Source organism: Exiguobacterium sp. s26, from assembly GCF_018618235.1.
Lineage (GTDB): Bacteria > Bacillota > Bacilli > Exiguobacteriales > Exiguobacteriaceae > Exiguobacterium > Exiguobacterium chiriqhucha.
On sequence record NZ_JACSLS010000004.1, the window covers coordinates 91,288 to 113,594 of the forward strand.

Annotated in this window: 22 protein-coding genes; 4 read left to right on the forward strand and 18 right to left on the reverse strand. The window is 53.2% G+C overall.

Features of this window, described 5'->3' with window-relative positions:
- Window positions 1–10: 10 nt before the first annotated feature.
- From atpD to KNP82_RS07560, 9 genes are all read right to left on the reverse strand, one after another.
- Window positions 11–1,429 carry a F0F1 ATP synthase subunit beta gene (atpD, locus tag KNP82_RS07520; protein WP_021066140.1) on the reverse strand — a complete coding sequence of 473 codons (1,419 nt, stop codon included), beginning with the start codon at window positions 1,427–1,429 and terminating at the stop codon, window positions 11–13.
- 34 nt (window positions 1,430–1,463) lie between these two features.
- A complete protein-coding gene (gene atpG, locus KNP82_RS07525) occupies window positions 1,464–2,321 on the reverse strand; it encodes an ATP synthase F1 subunit gamma (protein WP_021066139.1) in 858 nt (285 codons plus the stop codon).
- Between the two features lie 36 nt (window positions 2,322–2,357).
- Window positions 2,358–3,866 carry a F0F1 ATP synthase subunit alpha gene (gene atpA, locus KNP82_RS07530; protein WP_029594689.1) on the reverse strand — a complete coding sequence of 503 codons (1,509 nt, stop codon included), beginning with the start codon at window positions 3,864–3,866 and terminating at the stop codon, window positions 2,358–2,360.
- A gap of 18 nt (window positions 3,867–3,884) precedes the next feature.
- A complete protein-coding gene (locus tag KNP82_RS07535) occupies window positions 3,885–4,418 on the reverse strand; it encodes a F0F1 ATP synthase subunit delta (protein WP_021066137.1) in 534 nt (177 codons plus the stop codon).
- Complete coding sequence (gene atpF, locus KNP82_RS07540; protein ID WP_029594688.1) at window positions 4,418–4,945, reverse strand: F0F1 ATP synthase subunit B; 528 nt, start codon at window positions 4,943–4,945, stop codon at window positions 4,418–4,420. Before atpF ends, KNP82_RS07535 begins: the two co-directional genes overlap by 1 nt.
- Window positions 4,946–5,016: 71 nt before the next feature.
- Complete coding sequence (gene atpE / locus KNP82_RS07545) at window positions 5,017–5,229, reverse strand: F0F1 ATP synthase subunit C (RefSeq protein ID WP_024370837.1); 213 nt, start codon at window positions 5,227–5,229, stop codon at window positions 5,017–5,019.
- 78 nt (window positions 5,230–5,307) lie between these two features.
- Window positions 5,308–6,045 carry a F0F1 ATP synthase subunit A gene (gene atpB, locus KNP82_RS07550; RefSeq protein ID WP_021066134.1) on the reverse strand — a complete coding sequence of 246 codons (738 nt, stop codon included), beginning with the start codon at window positions 6,043–6,045 and terminating at the stop codon, window positions 5,308–5,310.
- Window positions 6,045–6,458, reverse strand: coding sequence for an ATP synthase subunit I (locus KNP82_RS07555; RefSeq protein ID WP_029594687.1), 414 nt, complete (start codon window positions 6,456–6,458; stop codon window positions 6,045–6,047). Before KNP82_RS07555 ends, atpB begins: the two co-directional genes overlap by 1 nt.
- Entirely contained in the window at window positions 6,455–6,712 is a 258-nt protein-coding gene (locus KNP82_RS07560; protein WP_251128686.1) for a hypothetical protein, read from the reverse strand. The genes KNP82_RS07555 and KNP82_RS07560 overlap by 4 nt, the downstream gene beginning before the upstream one ends.
- Before the next feature lie 616 nt (window positions 6,713–7,328).
- On the opposite strand from KNP82_RS07560, the gene KNP82_RS07565 reads away from it, so the two are divergent.
- The 4 genes from KNP82_RS07565 (at window position 7,329) to KNP82_RS07580 (ending at window position 12,944) form a co-directional block, all read left to right on the forward strand.
- Complete coding sequence (locus KNP82_RS07565; protein ID WP_051627773.1) at window positions 7,329–8,729, forward strand: FAD-binding oxidoreductase; 1,401 nt, start codon at window positions 7,329–7,331, stop codon at window positions 8,727–8,729.
- Entirely contained in the window at window positions 8,726–10,048 is a 1,323-nt protein-coding gene (locus tag KNP82_RS07570) for a (Fe-S)-binding protein (protein ID WP_051627670.1), read from the forward strand. Before KNP82_RS07565 ends, KNP82_RS07570 begins: the two co-directional genes overlap by 4 nt.
- A gap of 188 nt (window positions 10,049–10,236) precedes the next feature.
- Window positions 10,237–11,361 (forward strand): ABC transporter ATP-binding protein, encoded by a 1,125-nt coding sequence (locus KNP82_RS07575; RefSeq protein WP_029594683.1) that lies wholly within the window; start codon window positions 10,237–10,239, stop codon window positions 11,359–11,361.
- A complete protein-coding gene (locus KNP82_RS07580) occupies window positions 11,358–12,944 on the forward strand; it encodes an ABC transporter permease/substrate-binding protein (protein WP_029594682.1) in 1,587 nt (528 codons plus the stop codon). The genes KNP82_RS07575 and KNP82_RS07580 overlap by 4 nt, the downstream gene beginning before the upstream one ends.
- Window positions 12,945–13,006: 62 nt before the next feature.
- Here the strand turns inward: KNP82_RS07580 and KNP82_RS07585 are convergent, their stop codons facing one another.
- The 9 genes from KNP82_RS07585 to KNP82_RS07625 form a co-directional block, all read right to left on the reverse strand.
- On the reverse strand, window positions 13,007–14,167 hold the full coding sequence (locus KNP82_RS07585; protein ID WP_029594681.1) for a GGDEF domain-containing protein: 1,161 nt from the start codon (window positions 14,165–14,167) through the stop codon (window positions 13,007–13,009).
- 156 nt (window positions 14,168–14,323) lie between these two features.
- Window positions 14,324–14,953 (reverse strand): uracil phosphoribosyltransferase, encoded by a 630-nt coding sequence (upp, locus tag KNP82_RS07590; RefSeq protein ID WP_021066126.1) that lies wholly within the window; start codon window positions 14,951–14,953, stop codon window positions 14,324–14,326.
- A gap of 143 nt (window positions 14,954–15,096) precedes the next feature.
- On the reverse strand, window positions 15,097–16,446 hold the full coding sequence (locus tag KNP82_RS07595) for a glycoside hydrolase family 191 protein (protein WP_051627669.1): 1,350 nt from the start codon (window positions 16,444–16,446) through the stop codon (window positions 15,097–15,099).
- A gap of 361 nt (window positions 16,447–16,807) precedes the next feature.
- Window positions 16,808–18,037 carry a hypothetical protein gene (locus tag KNP82_RS07600; RefSeq protein ID WP_029594679.1) on the reverse strand — a complete coding sequence of 410 codons (1,230 nt, stop codon included), beginning with the start codon at window positions 18,035–18,037 and terminating at the stop codon, window positions 16,808–16,810.
- A 128-nt stretch (window positions 18,038–18,165) separates the two neighbouring features.
- Window positions 18,166–18,894, reverse strand: a complete 729-nt coding sequence (locus KNP82_RS07605; RefSeq protein ID WP_241764567.1) for a hypothetical protein — start codon at window positions 18,892–18,894, stop codon at window positions 18,166–18,168.
- A gap of 116 nt (window positions 18,895–19,010) precedes the next feature.
- Window positions 19,011–20,249, reverse strand: a complete 1,239-nt coding sequence (locus KNP82_RS07610; protein WP_029594677.1) for a sensor histidine kinase — start codon at window positions 20,247–20,249, stop codon at window positions 19,011–19,013.
- A gap of 1 nt (window position 20,250) precedes the next feature.
- A complete protein-coding gene (locus tag KNP82_RS07615; RefSeq protein ID WP_029594676.1) occupies window positions 20,251–20,928 on the reverse strand; it encodes a response regulator transcription factor in 678 nt (225 codons plus the stop codon).
- Window positions 20,929–20,999: 71 nt separating this feature from the next.
- Window positions 21,000–21,269 carry a hypothetical protein gene (locus tag KNP82_RS07620; protein WP_125317990.1) on the reverse strand — a complete coding sequence of 90 codons (270 nt, stop codon included), beginning with the start codon at window positions 21,267–21,269 and terminating at the stop codon, window positions 21,000–21,002.
- Between the two features lie 108 nt (window positions 21,270–21,377).
- Window positions 21,378–22,304: a hypothetical protein gene (locus tag KNP82_RS07625; RefSeq protein ID WP_029594674.1), complete on the reverse strand. Its 927-nt coding sequence runs from the start codon at window positions 22,302–22,304 to the stop codon at window positions 21,378–21,380.
- Window positions 22,305–22,307: the final 3 nt, after the last annotated feature.

Genomic DNA, 22,307 nt, shown 5'->3' on the forward strand with positions numbered 1-22,307 from the left:
CGTGTAGGTCTTAGACCAACGTCTTCGCTTTTTCGATGACGTCTTCGATTGGACCAACGAGACGGAATGCATCTTCTGGAAGATCGTCGTGTTTACCATCGAGGATCTCTTTGAAGCCGCGAACTGTCTCTTTAACTGGTACGTACGAACCTTTTTGGCCTGTGAACTGCTCAGCCACGTGGAAGTTTTGTGACAAGAAGAACTGAATACGACGGGCACGGTGAACCGTGAGCTTATCGTCTTCAGACAACTCGTCCATACCGAGGATTGCAATGATATCTTGAAGCTCTTTGTAACGCTGAAGCGTCTGCTGGACGTTACGGGCTACTTCGTAGTGCTCTGGTCCGACGATGTCAGGCGAGAGGGCACGTGAAGTCGATGCGAGCGGGTCAACGGCTGGGTAGATCCCCATCTCCGAAAGACGACGCTCCAAGTTAGTCGTTGCATCAAGGTGAGCGAACGTTGTCGCTGGAGCCGGGTCAGTATAGTCATCGGCTGGTACGTATACGGCTTGAATCGATGTAACCGATCCTTTAGCTGTTGACGTGATCCGCTCTTGAAGCATACCCATTTCCGTCGCGAGTGTCGGTTGGTAACCTACGGCAGATGGCATCCGACCGAGAAGGGCCGATACTTCCGAACCTGCCTGTGTGAAACGGAAAATGTTATCGACGAAGAGAAGAACGTCTTGTCCTTGCTCATCGCGGAAGTATTCTGCCATTGTAAGACCCGTCAAGGCTACGCGAAGACGCGCGCCCGGCGGCTCGTTCATCTGACCGAAGACCATCGCCGTTTGCTTGATAACGCCTGAGTCCGTCATCTCGTGGAACAAGTCATTTCCTTCACGCGTACGCTCGCCGACTCCTGCGAATACAGAAATCCCGCTGTGCTCTTGCGCGATGTTGTTGATAAGTTCCTGGATGAGAACGGTTTTACCTACACCGGCACCACCGAAGAGGCCGATTTTACCACCTTTGATGTAAGGTGCGAGAAGGTCGACGACTTTGATCCCTGTTTCCAAGATCTCAACTTTTGTCGACAACTCATCGAACGTCGGTGCGAGACGGTGGATCGGTGACCGACGGACAGTCGGTGATACTTCTTTATCGTCAATCGGGTTACCAAGTACGTTGAAGACACGACCGAGCGTCTCTTCTCCGACCGGTACTGAAATCGGTGAACCTAAGTCAAGTACTTCCATGCCGCGGCGAACGCCGTCCGTTGAGTCCATCGCAATCGTACGGACCGTGTCATCCCCAAGGTGAATCGCCACCTCGAGCGTCAAGTCGACACTGACATCTTGCGCCGATTCAGCCACATGCGTGACTTTGAGGGCGTTGTAGATGTTCGGTAAGTGGTTGTCGAACTTAACGTCGATAACTGGGCCCATGACTGCGACTACGCGGCCTTTCATGCCGTATTCGTTCATCGTGTTAGCCTCCTACAATCTAGAGGGCGTGCGCTTATTCAAGCGCAGCCGCACCTCCGACAATCTCTGTGATTTCTTGTGTGATCGCCGCTTGACGCGCGCGGTTGAACTTGAGCTTGAGTCCACGGATAAGTTCATCCGCGTTGTCCGTCGCGTTCGACATCGCCGTCATCCGAGCCGCGTGCTCCGATACTTTCGCATCGAGGAGCGCGCCGTAGATGAGTCCTTCCGCGTAACGCGGAAGAAGCGCTGCTAAGATCGTTTCTTCTTCTGGTTCGTATTCATACATCACATTAGATGCGGTCTGTTCGATATTCCCAAGCGGAAGCAATCGATCGATCTTCACTTCTTGGCTGATGACAGAGATGAATGAGTTGTAGCAAAGCTTCAATTCATCGATCTCGCCTTCACTGAACGCGCCGACCGTCTGTTTGACGATCTCTGCGACTTCAACGAATGATGGCTGGTCGTTGAGTCCTGTCATGGCACTGTACACCGGAATGTTACGGGCCTTGAAGAACTGAACGCCGACCTTCCCGATCACGTACAGACGGTATTCGTCTGTTGAACCGTGTTTGGCTTTCAACTCGCGATACACGTCACGAAGGACGCTGGCGTTGTATCCACCAGCAAGTCCGCGGTCTGACGTGATGACGATATAGCCGGTCCGTTTAACGGGACGGACTTGAAGCATCGGGTGTGTTGCGCCTGAAGTACCGCCGGCAATCGACGAGATGACTTCCTGCAACTTGGTCATGTACGGCTTGAAGTTGGCGTTGCTCCCTTGAGCGCGGTTCAATTTCGAGGCCGACACCATGTTCATCGCTTTCGTGATTTGCTTCGTGCTTTGGGTCGAGGTGATCCGCATCTGGATCTCACGTAATGATGCCATTTCGATTCACCACCTTAATAGACGCTCGTCACCGGATTAAACCGATGGCGAGAACGTCTTTTTGAATTCCGTAAGTGCATCGACCATCGCCTCGTCAGCAGGAAGGTTTCCTGTTTGACGGATTTCACGGCAGAGGTCCGCACGGTTTTGGTCGAGCCATGCGTTCATTTCTTTTTCGAAACGACGGATGTCTTCGACTGGGACGTCATCGAGATGACCTTTCGTGAGAGCGTAGATGATGATTACTTGCTTGTCGACCGAAAGCGGTGCGTTCAAGTCTTGTTTCAAGACTTCAACAGTCCGTTGTCCACGGTTGAGCTTCGCTTGTGTCGCTTTGTCGAGGTCCGACCCGAACTGGGCGAACGCTTCGAGCTCACGGTATGACGCGAGGTCAAGACGGAGCGTACCCGCAACTTTCTTCATCGCTTTCACTTGAGCCGAACCACCAACACGCGATACCGAGAGACCGGCGTTGATCGCAGGACGTACCCCTGAGAAGAAGAGGTCCGACTGAAGGAAGATTTGACCGTCTGTGATCGAGATTACGTTCGTCGGGATGTAAGCCGAGATATCCGACGCTTGTGTCTCGATGAACGGAAGTGCTGTCAATGAACCGCCGCCGAGTTCGTCGTTCAACTTCGCCGCACGCTCAAGAAGGCGTGAGTGGAGGTAGAAGACATCCCCTGGGTAGGCTTCGCGGCCTGGAGGACGACGGAGAAGAAGCGAGAGCTCACGATAAGCTGCCGCTTGTTTCGAGAGGTCATCATACACGACGAGGACGTGTTGTCCGCGGTCCATGAAGTACTCACCCATCGATACCCCAGCGAATGGTGCGAGGTAAAGAAGTGGGGCTGGCTGTGAAGCCGATGCCGAAACAACGATCGTGTAATCGAGGGCGCCGTTTTGACGGAGCGTCTCAACTACGCCACGGACAGTCGATTCTTTCTGACCGATTGCGACGTAGATACAGACCATGTTTTCTTCTTTTTGGTTGATGATCGCGTCGATTGCGATCGAAGTCTTACCAGTTTGACGGTCACCGATGATGAGCTCACGCTGACCGCGACCGATTGGTACGAGGGCGTCAATCGCCTTAATCCCAGTTTGGAGCGGTTCGTGAACTGACTTACGGGCCATAACGCCGTAAGCTTTACGCTCGATCGGGTTGTATGTGTCCGTCACGATCGGTCCGAGACCGTCGATTGGTTGTCCGAGCGGGTTGACGACGCGTCCGAGGAGCGCTTCACCGACTGGAACTTCCATGATGCGGCCCGTACGTTTTACCGAGTCGCCTTCTTTGATGCCTTTGTAGTCGCCAAGGATGATAATCCCGACGTTACCTTCTTCTAAGTTTTGCGCCAAGCCCATTACGCCGTTAGAGAACTCTACGAGTTCCCCCGCCATAACGTTATCGAGTCCGTATGCACGAGCGATACCGTCACCTACTTGAATGACTGTACCTGTCTCACTGACTTCGATTTCAGAACCGTACGAAGCGATCCGCTCTTTTAGCAGGGCGCTGATTTCTTCAGCTTTAATCGTCATTGAATTCACCCCTATTTCTTACGCATTCAACAATTCACGCTCGAGGCGTGTTAGTTTGTTTTCGATTGTGTCATCATACGTCGTGTAGCCGATCTGGACACGAAGTCCACCGATGACGTCTTCATCGACGACGTTCTTCAATTGAAGCGTCTTGTTCATCTTCTGACCGAAGACGAGTTCGACTTCTTTCAACTCTGTTGCCGACAACGGGTAAGCACTCGTGACGAACCCTTCGGCGATGCCACGGTAGTCGTTGATGTAATCAAGGACGTAGCGCGACAAGCCGCGAACCTCGCTCGCACGGTCGTTTTCGACCATGACGAGAAGTGTGTTGAGCACGATATCTGTCATGTCACCAAAGCTATGTGTTAAAAGCTGTGCAAGCTCGCTGTCACTGATCGCCGGATTCGTTAAGAGATCCGTGAGTTCAGGAGTCGCGTGGAGCACTTCATCGAGCAGACGCACTTCCGCTTCGACTTGGTCGAGCGTGCCTTGTTCCCGCGCTAAGTCGAAGAGCGCTTTGGCATAGCGTTTTGCTAACGATGTGTTCATCAGTTAGCACCTTTCGCTTTAGACAGGAAGTCTGTAACGAGGGCACGTTGTTTCGCTTCGTCGCCTTTGAGGTCTGACTGAAGGACGTGGCGTGCGGCCGAGAGCGCCTGTGTGACGACTTCGGTCTGGAGCGATTGCTTCGCGAGCTCACGCTCACGTTCGATCGCTTTACCCGCCTCGATCTTGATTTGTTCGGCTTCCAAACGCGCCTGCTCCACCAAGCGTGCTTGTTCCGCTTCTGCTTGACGACGGCTTGAATCAAGCATTTCTTTCGATTCTGTACGTGCGGCGCTGAGCGCGTCACGTTGTTCGACTACATATGTTTCCGCATCTTTGCGGCTCTTTTCGGCGAGCTCAATTTCGTTCGCTACATACTCTTCACGCTGTCTCATCATTCCAAGGAGTGGTCCCCAAGCAAATTTCTTCAACAGGGCCAAGAGTACGAGGAATGTGAAAAGTGTAAAGATCATATCCAGGATGCGGAGGCCTTCGCCGCCAGCACCAGCTGCAATCATCATCGTATCCATGCATACCCTCCTCTTGACTAAATAAGTGAGGGAGACACGCTCCCTCTTACGTTGTTCTCGTTAACTCGTAATCAAGAGTTGAGGAGAAGGAAACCGACAGCCACACCGATGATCGGGAGGGCTTCAACCAAACCGATACCGATGAACATTGTTTGACGAAGTTCGTTTTTGAGTTCTGGCTGACGTGCTTGTCCTTGTACTGTTCCGTATACGATGAGACCGTTACCGATACCAGCCGCGAGTGCTCCAAGACCGATAACGAGTGCTGTTGCGAGAAGATTCATTTGTTCCATTGTGTATATTCCTCCTAAAAGTTAAGTAAATAGTTTTTTTGTTCAACGCTTTGGCGAGACCTGCCCGAATTAATGCTCGGCAGAAGCTTTATGCCCGATATACACCATTGCAAGCGTCAGGAAAATGTAGGATTGGATAACCCCGATAAAGATTGAGAAACCTTGCCATAAAATCATTGGGAGAATTGCGAACACAGCACCGAGCGGGTTAAGTGCCCCTTCTGCGGTAATTGCGAGTCCCAAGATGATGGTAATCATGATTTCACCGGCAAAGATGTTACCGTAAAGACGCAGACCGAGCGTCAAGGTGTTCGCGAACTCCTCGATGAGCTTGATCGGCAATAAGAACCAGACCGGCTTCACGAATTCCGCCGAGTAGTGCTTCAAACCGTGTAGCTTCACGCCGTAATAGTGCGACATTGCAACGACGAGTGTCGACAATGCCAACGTGACGTAAGGATCGGCCGTCGGTGAGTTGAACCATAGATAGTGACCAGAGATGACGTTAAACGGTAGACCCATTAAGTTTGAGAAGAGAATGAACAAAATCAACGTCATTCCAAACCCGATAAAACGGCCACCTGTCTTCCAGTCCATCGCACTCGAGATAATCCCGCGTGTGAATTCTGCGAAGAATTCCATTAAGTTCTGCTTACCAGTCGGCTTCATAGCCAAGCGTCGCGTTCCCCAAACGGCAAACGTAAATACGAGTAGTGATGCGATCAGCACCGTAATGACGTTCGTCCAGCTCCCATATAACGTATAATCTCCGAGTTGTAGAGAATATGTGGGAAACTCATGACCCATTAGTATTCACCTCTTTTCCTGCTGAGCTGGGCAAGTGTGAACTCGCCAAATTGTATGATGTGGCCGGCGATTAGACCAGTTACCACCGCTATCAGCGATACTCGATCCTCATAAAAGAGACCGACTATCACGGCTAGTGCACCGACTGCCATCCTTGAAACAGTCCCGTGCGACTTCGGGCGTCGTCCATGTTCGATCACGTCAAACATCCGAATGACGCTTCGATTCTGCATATGTAGAATGATGAGACTGGCGACCCCGCCTAAGAACAAGCCGAGAAATACCGGTTTGTACATAGGGACGATGAGCGCTCCGATGAGGAGAATGGCGAACCATCCGATAAACCACTTCGTATAGCGTTTCATCAACTGCTGTTGTGCTTTTCTGTCTGCTTGCACTTGTTGTAAGTTCATTCGTCCTCTCCTGTCAGTAAACTTCGAAGGGTGAGAACTAGCGCCGTGATCCCGAAAGCCATTCCGAGAAGCACTGACACATTCCAACCAAACGTGCCCCAAATTTCACGTCTCGCACCGTATTGGCCAACGAGATAACCGATGACGATCGGTCCAGCGAGCGCGGTCGAGATTTGAGAGGCGAGCGAGGCATAAGATAGGTAACGATTGTCTTTTTTCGTCATCCCCATCCCCCTTTCGAGCTGCCAAGCCATGCATCTTCTCCATCGGATTCACACTCGCGTGACCATCAAAAGTCACACAAGTTCAGAGTACTGGAAATGGCATAAGAAGTCAATTGATTTCACAATTATAAAAGCGCTTTAAATCAAGTCGTATCAAGGCTTTTACGCAGTTCACAAACTAAATTAAAATCATCAAATTTTAAGAAAGTATGAAGAAACGGTGAAATAAAAATGTTGACTTTATAACATTTCACATTACGAATCAGATGAAGAATAGTTCAGTTATACCTTCACGTTTTGGAAATTACAATGCAAAACGGCTTACGTTCACAAAAGGTTTTGAAACAAACGTTGACCCGATTTTGAAATCGTTTACATCGTCCTGTATCAGTATACCGATTATCTTTTTGTCATGTCGAGGGGTTCTGACGAATTTGTAGTGATGAATATCACACCGCCTTTTCCGAGCGGTCAATCGCCTGGAAAGCCCTTCCTATCAACCCGAAATGGGTGGACAATACCAGTTCGAATGGCTACGATTACGATGTAAGCGCTATCTAAAAATGTGTCGATTTTGTGACTTTCGAAACCGACGCCCGCATCGAATGCATGTTGATGCGTGTGAGGAGGAACTAGAATGGATTGGATGACCCAACTACGCGAGGAGATCGGCGCCGATGTCGTCTTCACGGACTCGACGACCCGACTCGCCTATTCATTTGACGCGACGCCGAACTATCAAGCGATGCCAGACGCGATCGTCGCCCCCCGCTCGACCGAGGACGTGCAGGCCGTGTTGCGGCTGTGCCACGAACACCGGATCCCGGTCGTCCCACGCGGATCGGCGACAAATCTTGCCGGCGGCACGACGCCGCTTTCCGGTGGTGTCGTCATGGACTTCCGTCATATGGACAAGATTGTCGAGATTGATGAGAAGAATTTGACAGTGACGGTCGAACCGGGCTGCATTACCGCCCATTTGGCACAAGCCGTCGAGGCGAGAGGACTGTTCTACCCGCCGGATCCGAGCTCGATGAAAATCTCGACGATTGGCGGCAACATCAGCGAGAACTCAGGTGGGTTACGCGGATTGAAATACGGTGTGACGGCCGATTACGTGCTCGCGCTCGAGGCGGTGCTCCCGAACGGGGATGTCCTCCATACGGGCGGCAAGCTCGCCAAGGACGTGGCCGGGTACGATTTGACGCGTCTCCTCGTCGGCTCGGAAGGGACACTCGCCGTCATTACGCAAGCGACGCTCAAGCTCATCCCGCTCCCCGAGACAAAACAGACGATGCTCGCTTATTTCGAGGACTTGGACAGCGCGGCCCGAACGGTGAGCCGCATCATCGAGAACCGCGTCATCCCGGCGACACTCGAGTTCATGGACAAGAAGACAATCGAGGTCGTCGAGGCGTACGCGAACATCGGATTGCCGACGGACGTCGGCGCTCTCCTTCTATTAGAACAGGACGGCCCGCGTGACGTCGTCCGACAAGATATCGAAGCGATGCATGCTGTCTGTTTAGAAGAAGGTGCCTTGTCGGTCGAAGTGGCCCGAGACGAGGCACATGCCGAGACGCTTCGCTACGCCCGGCGCATCGCCTTGTCCGCCCTCGCCAGGCTCAGCCCGACGACGATTTTAGAGGATGCGACCGTGCCACGGAGCGAGATTGCCGAGATGGTCCGGCGCATCGAAGCGATCGGACGGGCGTATGACATTCAAATCGCCACGTTCGGTCATGCCGGGGACGGCAACCTGCATCCGACAGTCGCGACCGATGCCCGGAATCATGAGGAGATGGAACGTGTCGAGGCGGCGTTCGCCGATATTTTCGCCGCCGCACTCGACCTCGGCGGGACGATCACCGGCGAGCATGGGGTCGGGGCGATGAAAGCACCGTATCTCGAATGGAAGCTCGGTCCGGCCGGGATAGACGTCATGAAAGGCATCAAGCTCGCCTTCGACCCGCACGGCATCATGAACCCGCAGAAGATGTTCGCCAAAGCGGCGAAAAAACGCATCGTCCAAGGAGGTAAATCATGAAGCAGACGCCCGAACTCGCCACCCGCATGACCGAGAAGCTCGACTATGAAGAGATGCTCGGCTGCATGCGTTGCGGCTTTTGCCTGCCGACGTGCCCGACGTATATCCGCTCGAAAGACGAGTCCGCCTCCCCGCGCGGTCGCATCGCCATCATGAAAGGTGTCGTCGACGGATTGATTGAACCGGATGAGGGCGTCGAAAAGACGCTCAACGAATGTCTCGGTTGTCTCGCCTGTGAGCCGGCATGTCCGGCCGGGGTACGCTATAGCGTCTTGCTCGAGGACGCACGCGCCGCCATTACCGAACATAAACGTGCGACGGGACAAATGCCGGTCCGCGAGCGGCTCGTCCGAAAAGTCGTCTTTGACGGGCTGTTCTTGAATAAGGCGAAGATGGAGACGGCGACGGGCTTTCTCCGCTTCTATCAACAGTCTGGCGTCCAGACGCTCACTCACAAGCTCCGCATCCTCGACTGGTTCCCGGACCAGCTCCAGAAGATGGAGACGATTTTACCGACGGTCCCACCGAAGACGGAGCGACGTCGACGTCCGGAGCAAATCCCGGCGACGGGAGCGACAACGGCCCGAGTCGCCTTCTTCAGCGGCTGTTTGATGGACACGATGTTCTATGAGACGAATGCCAACACGATTAAACTGCTCCAAGCGGCGGGCTGCGACATCGTTATCCCGAAAACGCAACAGTGTTGCGGGGCCTTACATGGTCATGCCGGCGAACAGGCGGGCGCCGTCACGCTCGCCAAACAGAACATCGCGGCGTTCGAGGCCGAGGACGTCGACTACATCATCACGAATGCCGGCGGTTGCGGCGCGTTCCTCGTCGGCTATGACCATCTGTTGAAGCACGACCCAGAATGGGCCGAACGTGCGGAACGATTCACGGCCAAGATTAAAGACTTCGCGTCAATCTTGCTTGAGGTCGGCTTCCTCGACCGCGTCCCGCTCGCCCTGCCGGAGCAACTCATCACGTATCAAGATTCGTGTCACTTGCGCAACGTCCAAAAAGGCGCGCTCGCCCCGCGGGTATTGCTCCAGGCGATCGAAGGGGCCGTCTATATCGAGCAGAAGCACGCCGACCACTGCTGCGGCTCGGCCGGTGTGTACAACATTCTGCAGCCCCATATCGCCAACGACATCCTCGAGATGAAGATGGGGCACGTGAACGCCACGGCAGCACAAACGATCGTGACGTCAAATCCGGGTTGCCACATGCAGATGCAACTCGGGATTCAAGAGCATGGGACTGAATCGATGCGCGCCGTCCACTTGGCGGACCTGCTCGTCGAAGCGATGCCATCCTGACCAATCAAGAGGAACGGCCCGCTGATCCGGGTGCTGTTCCTCTTTTTTCTCCTTTTATAAAAAAAAATAGAAGTAATAATCCCCGCTTTATCCGACCTTTAAACGCTTTTTTCAAAAATAATGTTTACAATCCTTCGACAACGGGCATATAAGGTTATGTGAAAATAATTATTGAAAAGGGTGAATGCATGATTGAATTTAAACAAGTGCAAAAAACATTCAAGAACACGACCGTCTTGAAAGAGATGAACCTCACCATCAACAAAGGTGAACTCGTCGTCTTTATCGGCCCCTCCGGCTGCGGGAAGACGACATCGCTCAAAATGATCAACCGTTTGATCGAGCCGACGGAAGGGACGATCATCGTCAACGGACAGGATACCCGGAAGATGGACCCGATTGAACTGCGTCGCCAGATGGGCTACGTCATTCAACAGACCGGCCTCTTTCCGCATATGACGATTCGCGAAAACATTCAATTGATCGCCGGTCTCGAAGGACACGCCGAACAAGACATGGATGCGCGCACCGAACACCTCCTCCGCATGGTCGGCCTCGACCCGGACCAATTCATCGATCGCTATCCGAGCGAATTGAGCGGCGGTCAGCAGCAGCGTATCGGATTTGCCCGTGCCCTCATGAACGACCCGGAAGTCATTTTGATGGATGAACCGTTCAGCGCCCTTGACCCTGTCACTCGAAACGATCTCCAAGAAGAACTGTTCAATCTTCAAGAAGAAGTGAAAAAGACGATTGTGTTCGTCACCCATGATATGGATGAGGCGATCAAGCTGGCCGATCGCATTTGTATCATGCGCGACGGGGAAATCGTCCAATTCGATACTCCGGAACAAATTCTCCGGAACCCGAAAGACGAATACGTCGAGTCGTTCATCGGGAAGAATCGGATTTGGAACAGCCCTGAATTCATTAAAGCGAAAGACATCATGATCACCGACCCGGTATCGATCAGCGGGAAGCGGACGGTGCTTCAAGCGATTGAAATCATGCGCTCCCGCAAGGTCGACAGTTTGTTGATCACAGACCGTGATCGTGTCCTTCAAGGACTCATCAAATTGAAAGATGTCCACGGCATCCAAGACAAGACGAAGCGGCTCGAGGAAGTCATGAACACGAACTATGCTTTCGTCTCAATCGAGGACTCGCTCCTCGACATTTTAGACGTCATGAACACGAGCGACCAAGGGTATCTCCCGGTCGTCGACGGTTCGATGCTTCACGGTTTGATCACACGCAGCAGTTTGCTTTCCGTCCTCAGTGAGCAATTCATGCAAGAGGAGGAAACTATATGAATGCCATTCAATCGTTTTTCAATTACTTCACGAGCAACACCGACCAAATCGGGACGCTCTTGCTCGAACACTTACAGCTGACGGTCTTTGCCGTCTCGCTCGCCGTCTTACTCGGGGTACCACTCGGGATTCTCATCTTACGGATCCCGCGTCTCGCCAAGCCGATTCTCGGTCTGACGAGCGTCGTCCAAGCCGTACCGAGTTTAGCGCTCCTCGGATTTTTGATCCCGTTCATCGGAATCGGATCGACCCCGGCCATCATCATGGTCGTCTTGTACTCGCTCCTCCCGATCGTGAAAAACACGTATACGGGACTATCGAGCATCCCGGGCGATACGCTTGAGTCGGCCAAAGGGATCGGGCTCACCGACCGCCAGATTTTGAGTAAAATCCAGCTGCCGCTCGCACTCCCGATCATCATGGCCGGGATTCGCATCTCGGCGGTCACGGCTGTCGGGCTCATGACGATCTCGGCGTTCGTCGGAGCAGGTGGTCTCGGTTACCTCGTCTTCGCCGGAATCCAGACCGTCGACAACAATCAAATCCTCGCCGGTGCCATCCCGGCCGGACTGCTCGCCTTGTTGATTGACTTCATCGTCAGTCGCATCGAGTATAAAGTAGCCCCGAACGGCATCGTCCTCGCGGATGGACGGATGAAGAAGAAAACACGTCGTTCTGCGAAGAAAGTGACAAAGCCACTCATTGTCATCGCGACGGCGTTCACGCTTCTCCTCGCCGGTTCGATTTACGCCTTCACCCGTGAAGACGATACGATTGTCGTCGGTTCGAAAAACTTCACCGAGCAATTGATTCTCGGGAACATGGTCGCCGACTTGATTGAGGACAAGACCGACCTCGATGTGAAACGTCAACTGAACCTCGGTGGCACCCAGGTCGCTTTCAGTGCCCTACGGACCGGTGAGATTGATACGTACGTCGAATATACGGGCACATTGTTCGTCGATGTATTGAAGCAAGAAGTCGAGAACGACCCGGACGTCGTCTACGACAAAGTCGTGAAACAAGTGAACGAACGTTTCGATATCCGCACGCTCGACCCGATCGGCTTCAATAACACCTACGCCATCGCCGTCAAACAAGAAGACGTCGACAAATACGGTTTAAAGACCGTCTCAGATCTCGCTGCGGTGAGTGACGAGCTCGTCTTCGGTCCGACAATCGAGTTCTCGAACCGGGAAGACGGCTACCTCGGATTGAAAGAGGCGTACCCGTTCAACTTCCAAGACGTGAAACCGGTCGACGGCGGACTCCGCTATACGGCACTCATGAACAATGAGAGTAACGCCATCGACAGCTTCTCGACCGACGGCTTGCTTAAACGCTTTGATTTGACCGTCCTCGAGGACGACAAACAGTTCTTCCCGCCGTATTACGCGGTCCCAATCGTCAGCGAAGAGACGCTCGCCGAGCATCCTGAGCTCGCGGACGTATTGAACTTGCTGAGCGGGAAAATCACGGACGAGACGATGCAAGAGCTCAATTATCTTGCTGACGTCGAGAAACAACGTCCGGAGAAAGTCGCCCGCGACTTCCTTATCCAAGAAGGATTAATTGAACAATAAACCTATACGAAAGACGACCCTCCCGTTCGAATCGGGAAGGTCGTCTTTTTTTGTAGCCGATTTTAACCTACGTTCGTGGCCTGGCCGACCGAGACGCGGTTGCGCCCACTCTGCTTCGCCTGATAGAGGGCTTGGTCAGCCGCCTCAATCAAGTCGGTCTTATCGCCACTTGGCGTTGGCGCATGTTCGGCGACGCCGATGCTGACACTCACTTTTCGCAACGGTGTGTACATTTCGTGCGCGATGTTCAGTTTGAGCACCGCTTGCCGAATTCGTTCCGCGATTTCTTTCGGTTGGCGCGCGTGGCGTGGCCGCAGGAGCACCGCGAACTCTTCGCCTCCATAGCGGGCCGTCATGCCGTCTTCCCCGACCGCCTTGTCGATCGCGTTCGCCACCCGTTCGAGGCAAGCGTCTCCGGCCAAATGGCCGTATGTGTCGTTATACGTCTTGAACGCATCGATATCAAGCAAGAGGAGCGCAAGCACGTCTCCGGTATCGGTTGCTTCGTCCCACATCCGTTCTAACTTCTCGTCAAAAGCTCGACGATTCCAAATCCCGGTCAAGGCGTCATGGAGCGAGCGATGGATGAGCGCTTGTTTGCTGCGCTCGAGCCGGAACGTATGCATGAACGTCATCAACAGCAACAATGCGATGCCGACGACGATGAAGATGACCCATTTCGCTGAATTCGAGGCAGTTTCACTCCGAAGCGTGGCTTGTTGGATAATGTTGTCGATGTCTTCACGAAGGGCCGCATCGACGTCTCGGAACTGGTTGATATAATCGATGCCACTATAGCGACGCGCGTTCGCGGCGATGACGTCACCCGCCTCGATGAGTTCGATTTGCGACGCATGGAACGCCTCCATTTTTTGAATGAGCGGCAACGCCTCGTCTTGAATCAATTCCTGCATGATCGGATGACGCTCGTCGAGTTCACGAATAATACGAATCGTCTCCTCCAATGATTGTTTCGTCGCCTCATACTGTTCGAGCGACTGCGCGTCTTGGTTATATGTATAGCCCCGGACCGACAGCTCTTGGTCGAGCAGTAACCGAAACAGCTCCGAGGCAGCGTTCGAAATCGGGATGGCTTCCTCGACAATCCGTCGATTTTCCTGCTCGATGTCCTGAAACGCGCTATAGCTCCAGACGCTCGTCAAAAACAATGCCATCAAGGAGATGAGTAAGTATCTTTGCAGTAGCGAGAATTTAGTCTTCATCGTGTCTCTTCCCTTATCCCGACATCGGACCGACTTACGGTCTCTTCCTCTTCTACTATCGGCCGTCTCTTCGATCGTCTCAACTAATTTGAATCGATTGGTGCACATTCCCACAAAAAAGAGAGGATCACCAGGATCCTCTCATCGGGTTCATGCTTATTTTGTTCCGAACAGACGGTCACCTGCGTCACCAAGTCCTGGTACGATGTAGCCGTGGTCGTTCAACTTCTCGTCAAGTGCAGCGAGATAGATTTCGACGTCCGGGTGTTCGGCTTGAACACGTTCCACACCTTCAGGGGCTGCACAGAGGCAAGCGAGCTTGATCGACTTGGCACCGTGCTTTTTAAGCGCGGCAATCGCGTCGGCTGCTGAACCGCCTGTCGCGAGCATCGGGTCGACGACGATGAAGTCACGTTCTGTGACGTCCGTCGGCAACTTGAGATAGTATTCGTGCGGCTCGAGCGTCTCTGGGTCACGGTATAAACCGATGTGACCGACTTTGACGTTCGGCATCATTTTGAGGAAGCCATCCACCATGCCGAGGCCTGCCCGTAAAATTGGGACGATTCCCAATTTCTTGCCGGCAATCATCTTCTGTGTCGATACAGAGACCGGTGTCTCAATTTCCACATCGGTAAGCGGAAGGTCGCGTGTAATTTCATATGCCATGAGTGACGAAACCTCGTCTACGAGTTCACGGAACTGCTTCGTCCCCGTCTCTACTTTACGCATAATCGTCATCTTGTGCTGAATCAATGGGTGGTCATAAACGTGTACTTTGCCCATCATGCTTCACTCCTCTCTCAATCTCTCTTGAGCATTGTACCCTAACTTTTCTGAGAAAGGTAGGGTCAACTTCTGTTTTTTAAGAGGTCAGACGAAACCCGAAGGAACGAAATCGATCCCTCGGGGTTCAGGTGACACATGGTTTAGAATTTGAAGAAATTTAGGAAACCGGCCGTCTTGTGTTTCACTTTTCCGCACATGTTTCCTTTGGCGGCGTGATGGTCGTTAGACGAGCTGTGGTTGGCGGCATGCTTTTTAGCATGTTTTTTGGCATGCTTTTTCGCCTTCTTCTTCTCTTTTTTGTCTTTCTTCTCTTGCTTCCAGTCAGTTTTTGCTTTTTGTTTCGACTCGGTCGGTTTGTCCGTCGAGGCATCTGCTTTCGGAGCTGAGACTGGCTTTGTGACTGGCTTTGTGACTGGCTTTGTGACTGGCTTTGTCGCCGTTTCTGTCACAGGTTTCGTCGTTGTCGTCGCAGCCGGTTTCGTGGCTGTCGTTTCAGCTGGCTTCGTCGTTGTCGTCGCAGCTGGCTTCGTCGTTGTCGTCGTAGCCGGTTTCGTCGTTGTCGTCGTAGCCGGTTTCGTCGTTGTCGTCGTAGCTGGCTTCGTTGTTGTCGTTGTAGCCGGTTTCGTCGTTGTCGTTTCAGCTGGCTTCGTCGTTGTCGTTTCAGCTGGCTTCGTCGTCGGTGCTACTGCGACCGGTGCCGGCGCCGTATCCTGTGTGCGCGTCACGAGACCTGCGTTCCAGTTCACGTAAGCATCCGCTTCGTGGAAGTGGATGAATCCAGAATCTTTAGCGAGCTTGTGGCTGTCCGCGCTAAGACGTGTCGAAATCGTGAGCGTCTTAACCGAATGCTTCGCGTCGACCGCTTGTAATTTCTTGATCATGTTTTGTGACCAAGCGTCGCTCTTGATCGTGTCGGCGTTGAAACTCTCCCACATGATGCCGTCAACGTAAGGTGCCGTTGACGTTTCCAACGTGTCAAAGCCCCAGTTTTGGACCATGGCGATCTCACCATAGCGGGCCCGTGCTTGCTTCAAGAAGTTGACGAGTCCGTCACGTTGCTGCTTGAGCACGGTCGGATTGTTCAAATGTTCGTTATCGATATCACCGACCGTATCCATGAACACGCCATCGATGCCTTTGGCGACGACTTGGTTCTGGATTTCCGTGAGGAGCAACCCTTGGAAGTGCGGTGAGGCGATGTTCGTCAAGTACGAATCCCATTCCGAGTAATGGACACGTTGTCCGTTACGCGTAAAGAAGTCACCTGACTGAAGTTTTGACATGAGACCCGTGTTCCATGTCGCGACTTCCATGACGCTAATATATCCGAGTACTTTTGTCCCGCGTGCTTTGATTTGCTCCACTTGCGCTTTCGTGTAATGGAGTGGCTCAATGATGACGAGGTCATAGTTTTGCATATCTTTCAAAATCGCTGCCGTTGGATGGCCATAATACACTTGATAGTTCTTCACACCGTCGAGTGGGTTCATGGTTTGTGCCCCCGTTTTAGACATGTTCAGACTAACAATCAACAACACTACCGTTAGAGACATAATTAACTTTTTCAATTTCACTACCTATTCCTCTCCTGATGACTGACAAAACGTGGTGACGGACGATGATGGTTGAATGGAGTTGTGTCTCGTTGCTCCCCCTTTTCTTATATTCAAATGACGAGAAGGTTAGTGCTGTGTGTTTTATGGATGTATCGGATTCGTGTATGTAATGTTGAACCTTCGCAAAAAAAAAATTATAGGATAGTTTTTCACGAAAACATAGTGTCAATTTGACAACAAAAACCCGTCTCACGACATGAAAGTGTCATGAAACGGGAAAAGAATTTGTTTTAGCTCATATGTAAGTGTCTAGCAATCCCTCTAATTCCAGTTGATCAATCAAATAGACCCGCTTCGACTCGACGTCCATCAGTTGAAGGGTATCTTTCCCTTCCTCGGTCCAAACGTCGAACCGTTGCTCGGTCAACTGCTCATATAACACGAGCGTCCCACGTCGTTCGCCCGTCGGTGCGGCACTCGTCGTCTTCACGCGGGACAAAAGTTCGAACAGTTCGCGCGTGTTCGGGCCTCCGAGGTGGGCCGTCTTCGTCTCCGTCTCGTACGTCGCCAACCGCATCGCCTCTTTTTGCTCCGATGTGATCGTCAATTCACCGGCTCCTGGTCGTTGAACGGCCCCCCATACCTCGATTACGGTATCATAACGAGTCGATAAGACGGCCGAATCCTGCTCCGAGACGTCTTCGATCGGCTCATCCGCGAGCACGATTCGTTTCAAGAGCCTACGTCCTTCGGCATCTAAATTGAAGACGGCTTCCATCGAGTCAATTTGCACGTACTCACTCGACAGCGAACTGGGTAATACGGTGCGATCCCACGCCTGTGCTGTACCCATCTGGAGGGTAATCCGTTGATCGGCCAACTGGGTCAAGAACGCCACGCCTTCATTCTTGCCACTCTCGAAAACGAACAGTCCCGGTTCAATCAGCTGTCCCGCCTCGGCACCGCCTTGATAGACGTGATAGGTGACGTGAAGCGCGCCACGGTCCGGTGTGTGATACCGGAAGACCGAACCGGGAACAATCGTCTCATGCGTCTCGTTAACCGCGAAGGCGCGCGCCACGGTCGTGACGTCTGGTTCAGGAATGAACGATAACGTGCTCCCGACATCGACCTCCCTCGGCCCTGAACCGGCCGCGGACTCGAACGCCTCGATTCCATCGGTACGGAAGACGCGCTCATTTTGTTCGTTGCTGTTCAAACAAGAGACGTAATGCTCGTCCCCGCTCCGCCAATATTTGACGGTCTTGCTACCTAATTCGTCATAGAAGGGGTGGCGGAATGTGATGGCCGCCAATTCGGCCCGACGCGTCGGCAACACGTCTGTCGGTTGCCGCTCACAGTAATTCAACAGTCGCGTCTTCAACGCAGACGTCAACGGAATGTCTTGGTCTTGTTGAATCGCATACGTCGACAGCGGTCGTAAATTGAGCGCATTGATTTCATTCGTCCCGCATCCACTTAACAGTATGACGGCTATACTCATCAGTCCGATGACGTTTTTCATCCCGTCCCCTCCTTTCACATTTATTTGGTTTGAATCGCCTAAAATTTTCATTTTCACCTTATCATACAATAATAATTACAACTCTTGTTAGAAGAATAAACAAAAAATGCCACTTGCGTGGCATTTTTTTAGTCGTCGTCGCGATCATCATCTTGATCATCGTCACGGTCGTCATCTTGGTCGTCATCATTTTGATCGTCGTTTTGATCATCTTGATCGTCTTGGTCATCCCGGTCATCGTCGCGTTCAATCTCTTTCACTTGCTGTTGAAGGTTCAACTCGAGTTTGACCCGGTCACCGGCTTTTGGCGCCTCGTCGTCAAGCTCGTAGCGGCTCGCGAGTTTGAACGTCTCTGACTTGCCATCACGTTCGATGGTCACGTCACGATCCGACAGGCTGACGAACGTGCCGTAAATGTCGAAGTCGTCACTTTCACGGTCGACTTCCTTCACTTCTTCGTTTTGATTGAATTCGAGTTTGACGCGGTCACCGGCTTTCGGTGTGTCGTCGTCAATCTCATGACGGGCCGCGAACGGATACGTCGATTCTTTACCGCTGAAGCTGATCGTCACGTCACGGTCTGATAGGCTGACGAGGGTACCATACAATTCATAATCATCGTCATCGACCGAACGAACCGGCGTATCGCTCGATGCTGATCCTTCTGACGAAGTGGCTGCTTCTTGACTCGCATCATCTTGCGCATCGTCTGCGGCATCATCGGTTCCGCTGTTCACGCTATCGACCGCGCGTGGGACGATGACCGTGTCCGTCTTGTCGTTCGCGACATACAACCCGATTCCGGCGACGGCTAGTACCGCCAACCCGACTCCTAAAATCCATCCGATTAGTTTCATGATGTTTCCTCCTCGTTTCATGTGGTGAACTTGTTCTACATCTTCATCATAGAACGGTGACCTTAGAGCACCACGAGGATTCCATTAGAAAATGATGAGAATCTGCGAAAGTTTTGTCATTTTGTGACGTAGAAGACGCTGCCGTCCGGCGCATTCGCATAACTGCCGACCGTCCACCCGTTCAAATCCGCCACTTCTTTGGCGATAGCAAGACCAAGTCCGCTGCCGCTCCGGTCCCGTGCCTCATCGAGTCGATAGAACCGGTCAAATAACCGTGCCCGGTCCTCCTCATTGAGCGCCGTCCCATGGTCGCGTACTTCGATGCGGTCCGGCGTCATCGTCACGCGTGTGTCAGTCGCATACTTCAAGCTGTTATCGATGAAGATGACGACGAGCCGCTGCAACGAATCACGATGACCGTGCCACTCCCCCATCGCCTCGATTGGTACGTGGATACCGTGCGATCGTTCGAACCGTTCGGTCAATTGTTCGGCCAGCTCAGTCAATCTGATCACCTCGATCTCCACTTCTTTGAGCGAAGAGAAACGGCTCAATTCGAGCATCGGTTCAATCAAGTCCTCGCGCATTTGCCGCGATTCGGTCAAGATGTGGTCGATGGCCTCGTCACGAACGGCCGGGTCGCTCTGTCCCCAGCGCCGGAGCAGTTTGGCGTACCCTTCGATGACGGTGAGCGGCGTCTTCAGTTCATGTGAAACATCGGCGACGAAGCGGCGCTGTTGCTCCATCGACCCTTCGACCCGGTCAATCATCTGGTTGAAGCCGGTCGCGAGCGTCGAGACTTCGTCTCGGTTCGTCCCGACATCGATCGTCTCGAGCGTACCCGACTCGGTGATCCGTTCCATCGTCGACTCGAGACGGCGGAGTGGATCGAGACCTTGCCTGACGATCCATAGGCTACCGAGGAACGTCATCGCCACTGCAATCAAGAAGATGATGAGAAAAATCGTGGCCAGCGTCTGGAGCGTCTCGCTCACGGCCGCGTCTTGAAACGCGTAGCCGAGCCCGTTCGACGTCGCGATGACGAACCAATCATCGACGAGCGCCGGTTCTCCGAAGTTGACGGGAAAACGTAAACTCTCTTCGGCCTGGCCGCCAATGATGCCCCAATCGCCGTTCGCTTGCCGTTCGAGCACGACACTGTCCTCGTGCAACGACAAGACGGCTTGTTGGTTCCGCTCGTCTTCCTCGAGCAAGCTGAGTGCTTGGCGCAAGACATCATAGCGGGCGTCGACGATCTGTTGCCGCGAGACGAGCCAGGCGACACCGAACGAGGTGATGAGTAAAAACAACATGAACCCCGCCATCGCCAAGGCGATCTTCGTCCGTAGCTTCATATTATTCACCACGCTTCAACATATAGCCGACGCCTCGGACCGTCTGAATCCAGGAGCCACCGAGTTTCTTCCGGACATAGCGGACGTACACATCGACGACGTTCGTGTCCCCGTAATAATCGAAGCCCCAGACGTGTTCGACGAGTTGGTCGCGTGTGAGCACGCGTTCGGGATGTTCGAGCAGATAGACGAGCAAATCGAACTCCCTCCGGGTCAGGTCGACTTTTTGCCCCTCACACACCACTTCATGGCGATTGACGTCGACGGTCAGCCCCTCATAGGAAAGGACCCGTTCACTCGTATCGACTTGGACGTGTTGACGCATCCGTAAGAACGCCCGAATCCGCGCGAGCAACTCCTCCATTTCGAACGGTTTTGTGATGTAATCATCGGCCCCGAGGTCGAGCCCGCTCACTTTGTCGTAGCGGTCCCCGCGTGCTGTTACCATCAATACCGGGAGAAGCGGTTGCTCTTCTTTGACGCGACGCACGACTTCAAGACCGCTCATCTGCGGCAGCATGACATCGAGCAACATGAGATCAATCCCACCAGTGAGTGCCCGGTCGAGCCCGGCCCGCCCGTCATGGGCGACCTCGACTGCGTAACCGGCATGCATGAGTTCAAGTTCGAGTAATCTGGCAATTTTAGCATCGTCTTCAACGACGAGAATCGTAGGCATTCCATTCATCCTTTCTCAAAAAAACGCCGAGCAGTCCGCCCGACGCATCATTTTAAGTGTTCCCGGATTCCTCAGTCAAAAAACGGACGAACTGCTTCTGGAATCGCTTGTTCGATGCGCAATTCGAGTGAATCGCCCATCCGGTCAAACGTCGTTTCAATCCCTTCCGCCTGAAACGCCAAATCAGTCCCGACTTGAGCGATTTGGTCGAGCCACGCGTTGCCGGTCAAGGTGAATAATAAGAACCCGGCGACACCTGCCGCCATGAGTGTCAATGCGAGCACACCGACGGCCACTCCTCGAATCAATCTTCCAATCTTTCCTCTGCTAGTTGAGCGCATATGTCCCTCTCCCTTATCCTTTTTCTTTACTGTACGGGAGCGAGCTGAGAAAGAGCGGTGAAACAGATTAAAATTTGATGAGAAAAAGGTCACAGCACGGCTGCGACCTCATTCTTCCTCGAGCACCGATTTGGCAATCGGGGCCCAATACGTCCCGTCCATGGCGGCGACTTCGGCGAGCGTCGTCCGGTATGTGTCGTCCCCGGCCTTCTTCTCAGCGATGCCTTTCATCCATAAGACGTCCGCCTTATATCCCGACTCTGGATACGTGTCGACATAGGCGGCATAATCGGCGATCTCTGCTTCGCCGAGCTTGTTGTCGACGAGCAACCGATAAAACCCGACGGCCTGTTCCTGACCGGCTTTCGCCTTGCCGATGAGGAGCGCATCGGCTTCCTCGTACCGTTTGTCCGAGACGAGCGTTTCGACTTCGCCGAGCGGGATGACGGCCGGTGCCTCAGGGGCTTCGGTCGTCTCGTCCTCGGTTTGGAGCGCCTCGTTCGCTTCCTCGAGTCGAGCAACTTCTTGCTCGAGCTCTTCTAACCGTTTCGCGAGCGCCTCGTCCTCCGTCACCGTTTCGACCCGTTCGTTTGATGCGGTCGGCGTCACGGGCGGCGGCTCCGAATCCGGCCAAAAGATGAGTGCGACCAGACCGAGACCAACGACGAGCGGCAGACCGAGCCACGATTTGTTCCATTTGAAGGCGTTACGCCAAGCCGACAAGTCCGCATGACCGGTGACAGCCGGCGAGAACGAACGAAAGCGGCGCTTGGCCGCCTTCTTTCCGTTCGCCTTCACTTCGAGCGCAAGCCCGAGCCGATGAAACGCCGCCGGCACTTTCATTCCGAGAAGCGGTACAATCCGTTCACTTGCCTCGATATAATACCCGTGGTCGAGTAGCGTCGTCACGACCCCGAACTCGTTCGCGACGAGGCGAAACGTCGGGTCATGCTCGCCTTTTCGGACGAGCCATTCCGTCATATCGATGAGCGGCAGTTCCGCAAGTTCCCGATCTGCGAGTGTCCGTACGTCCATTCG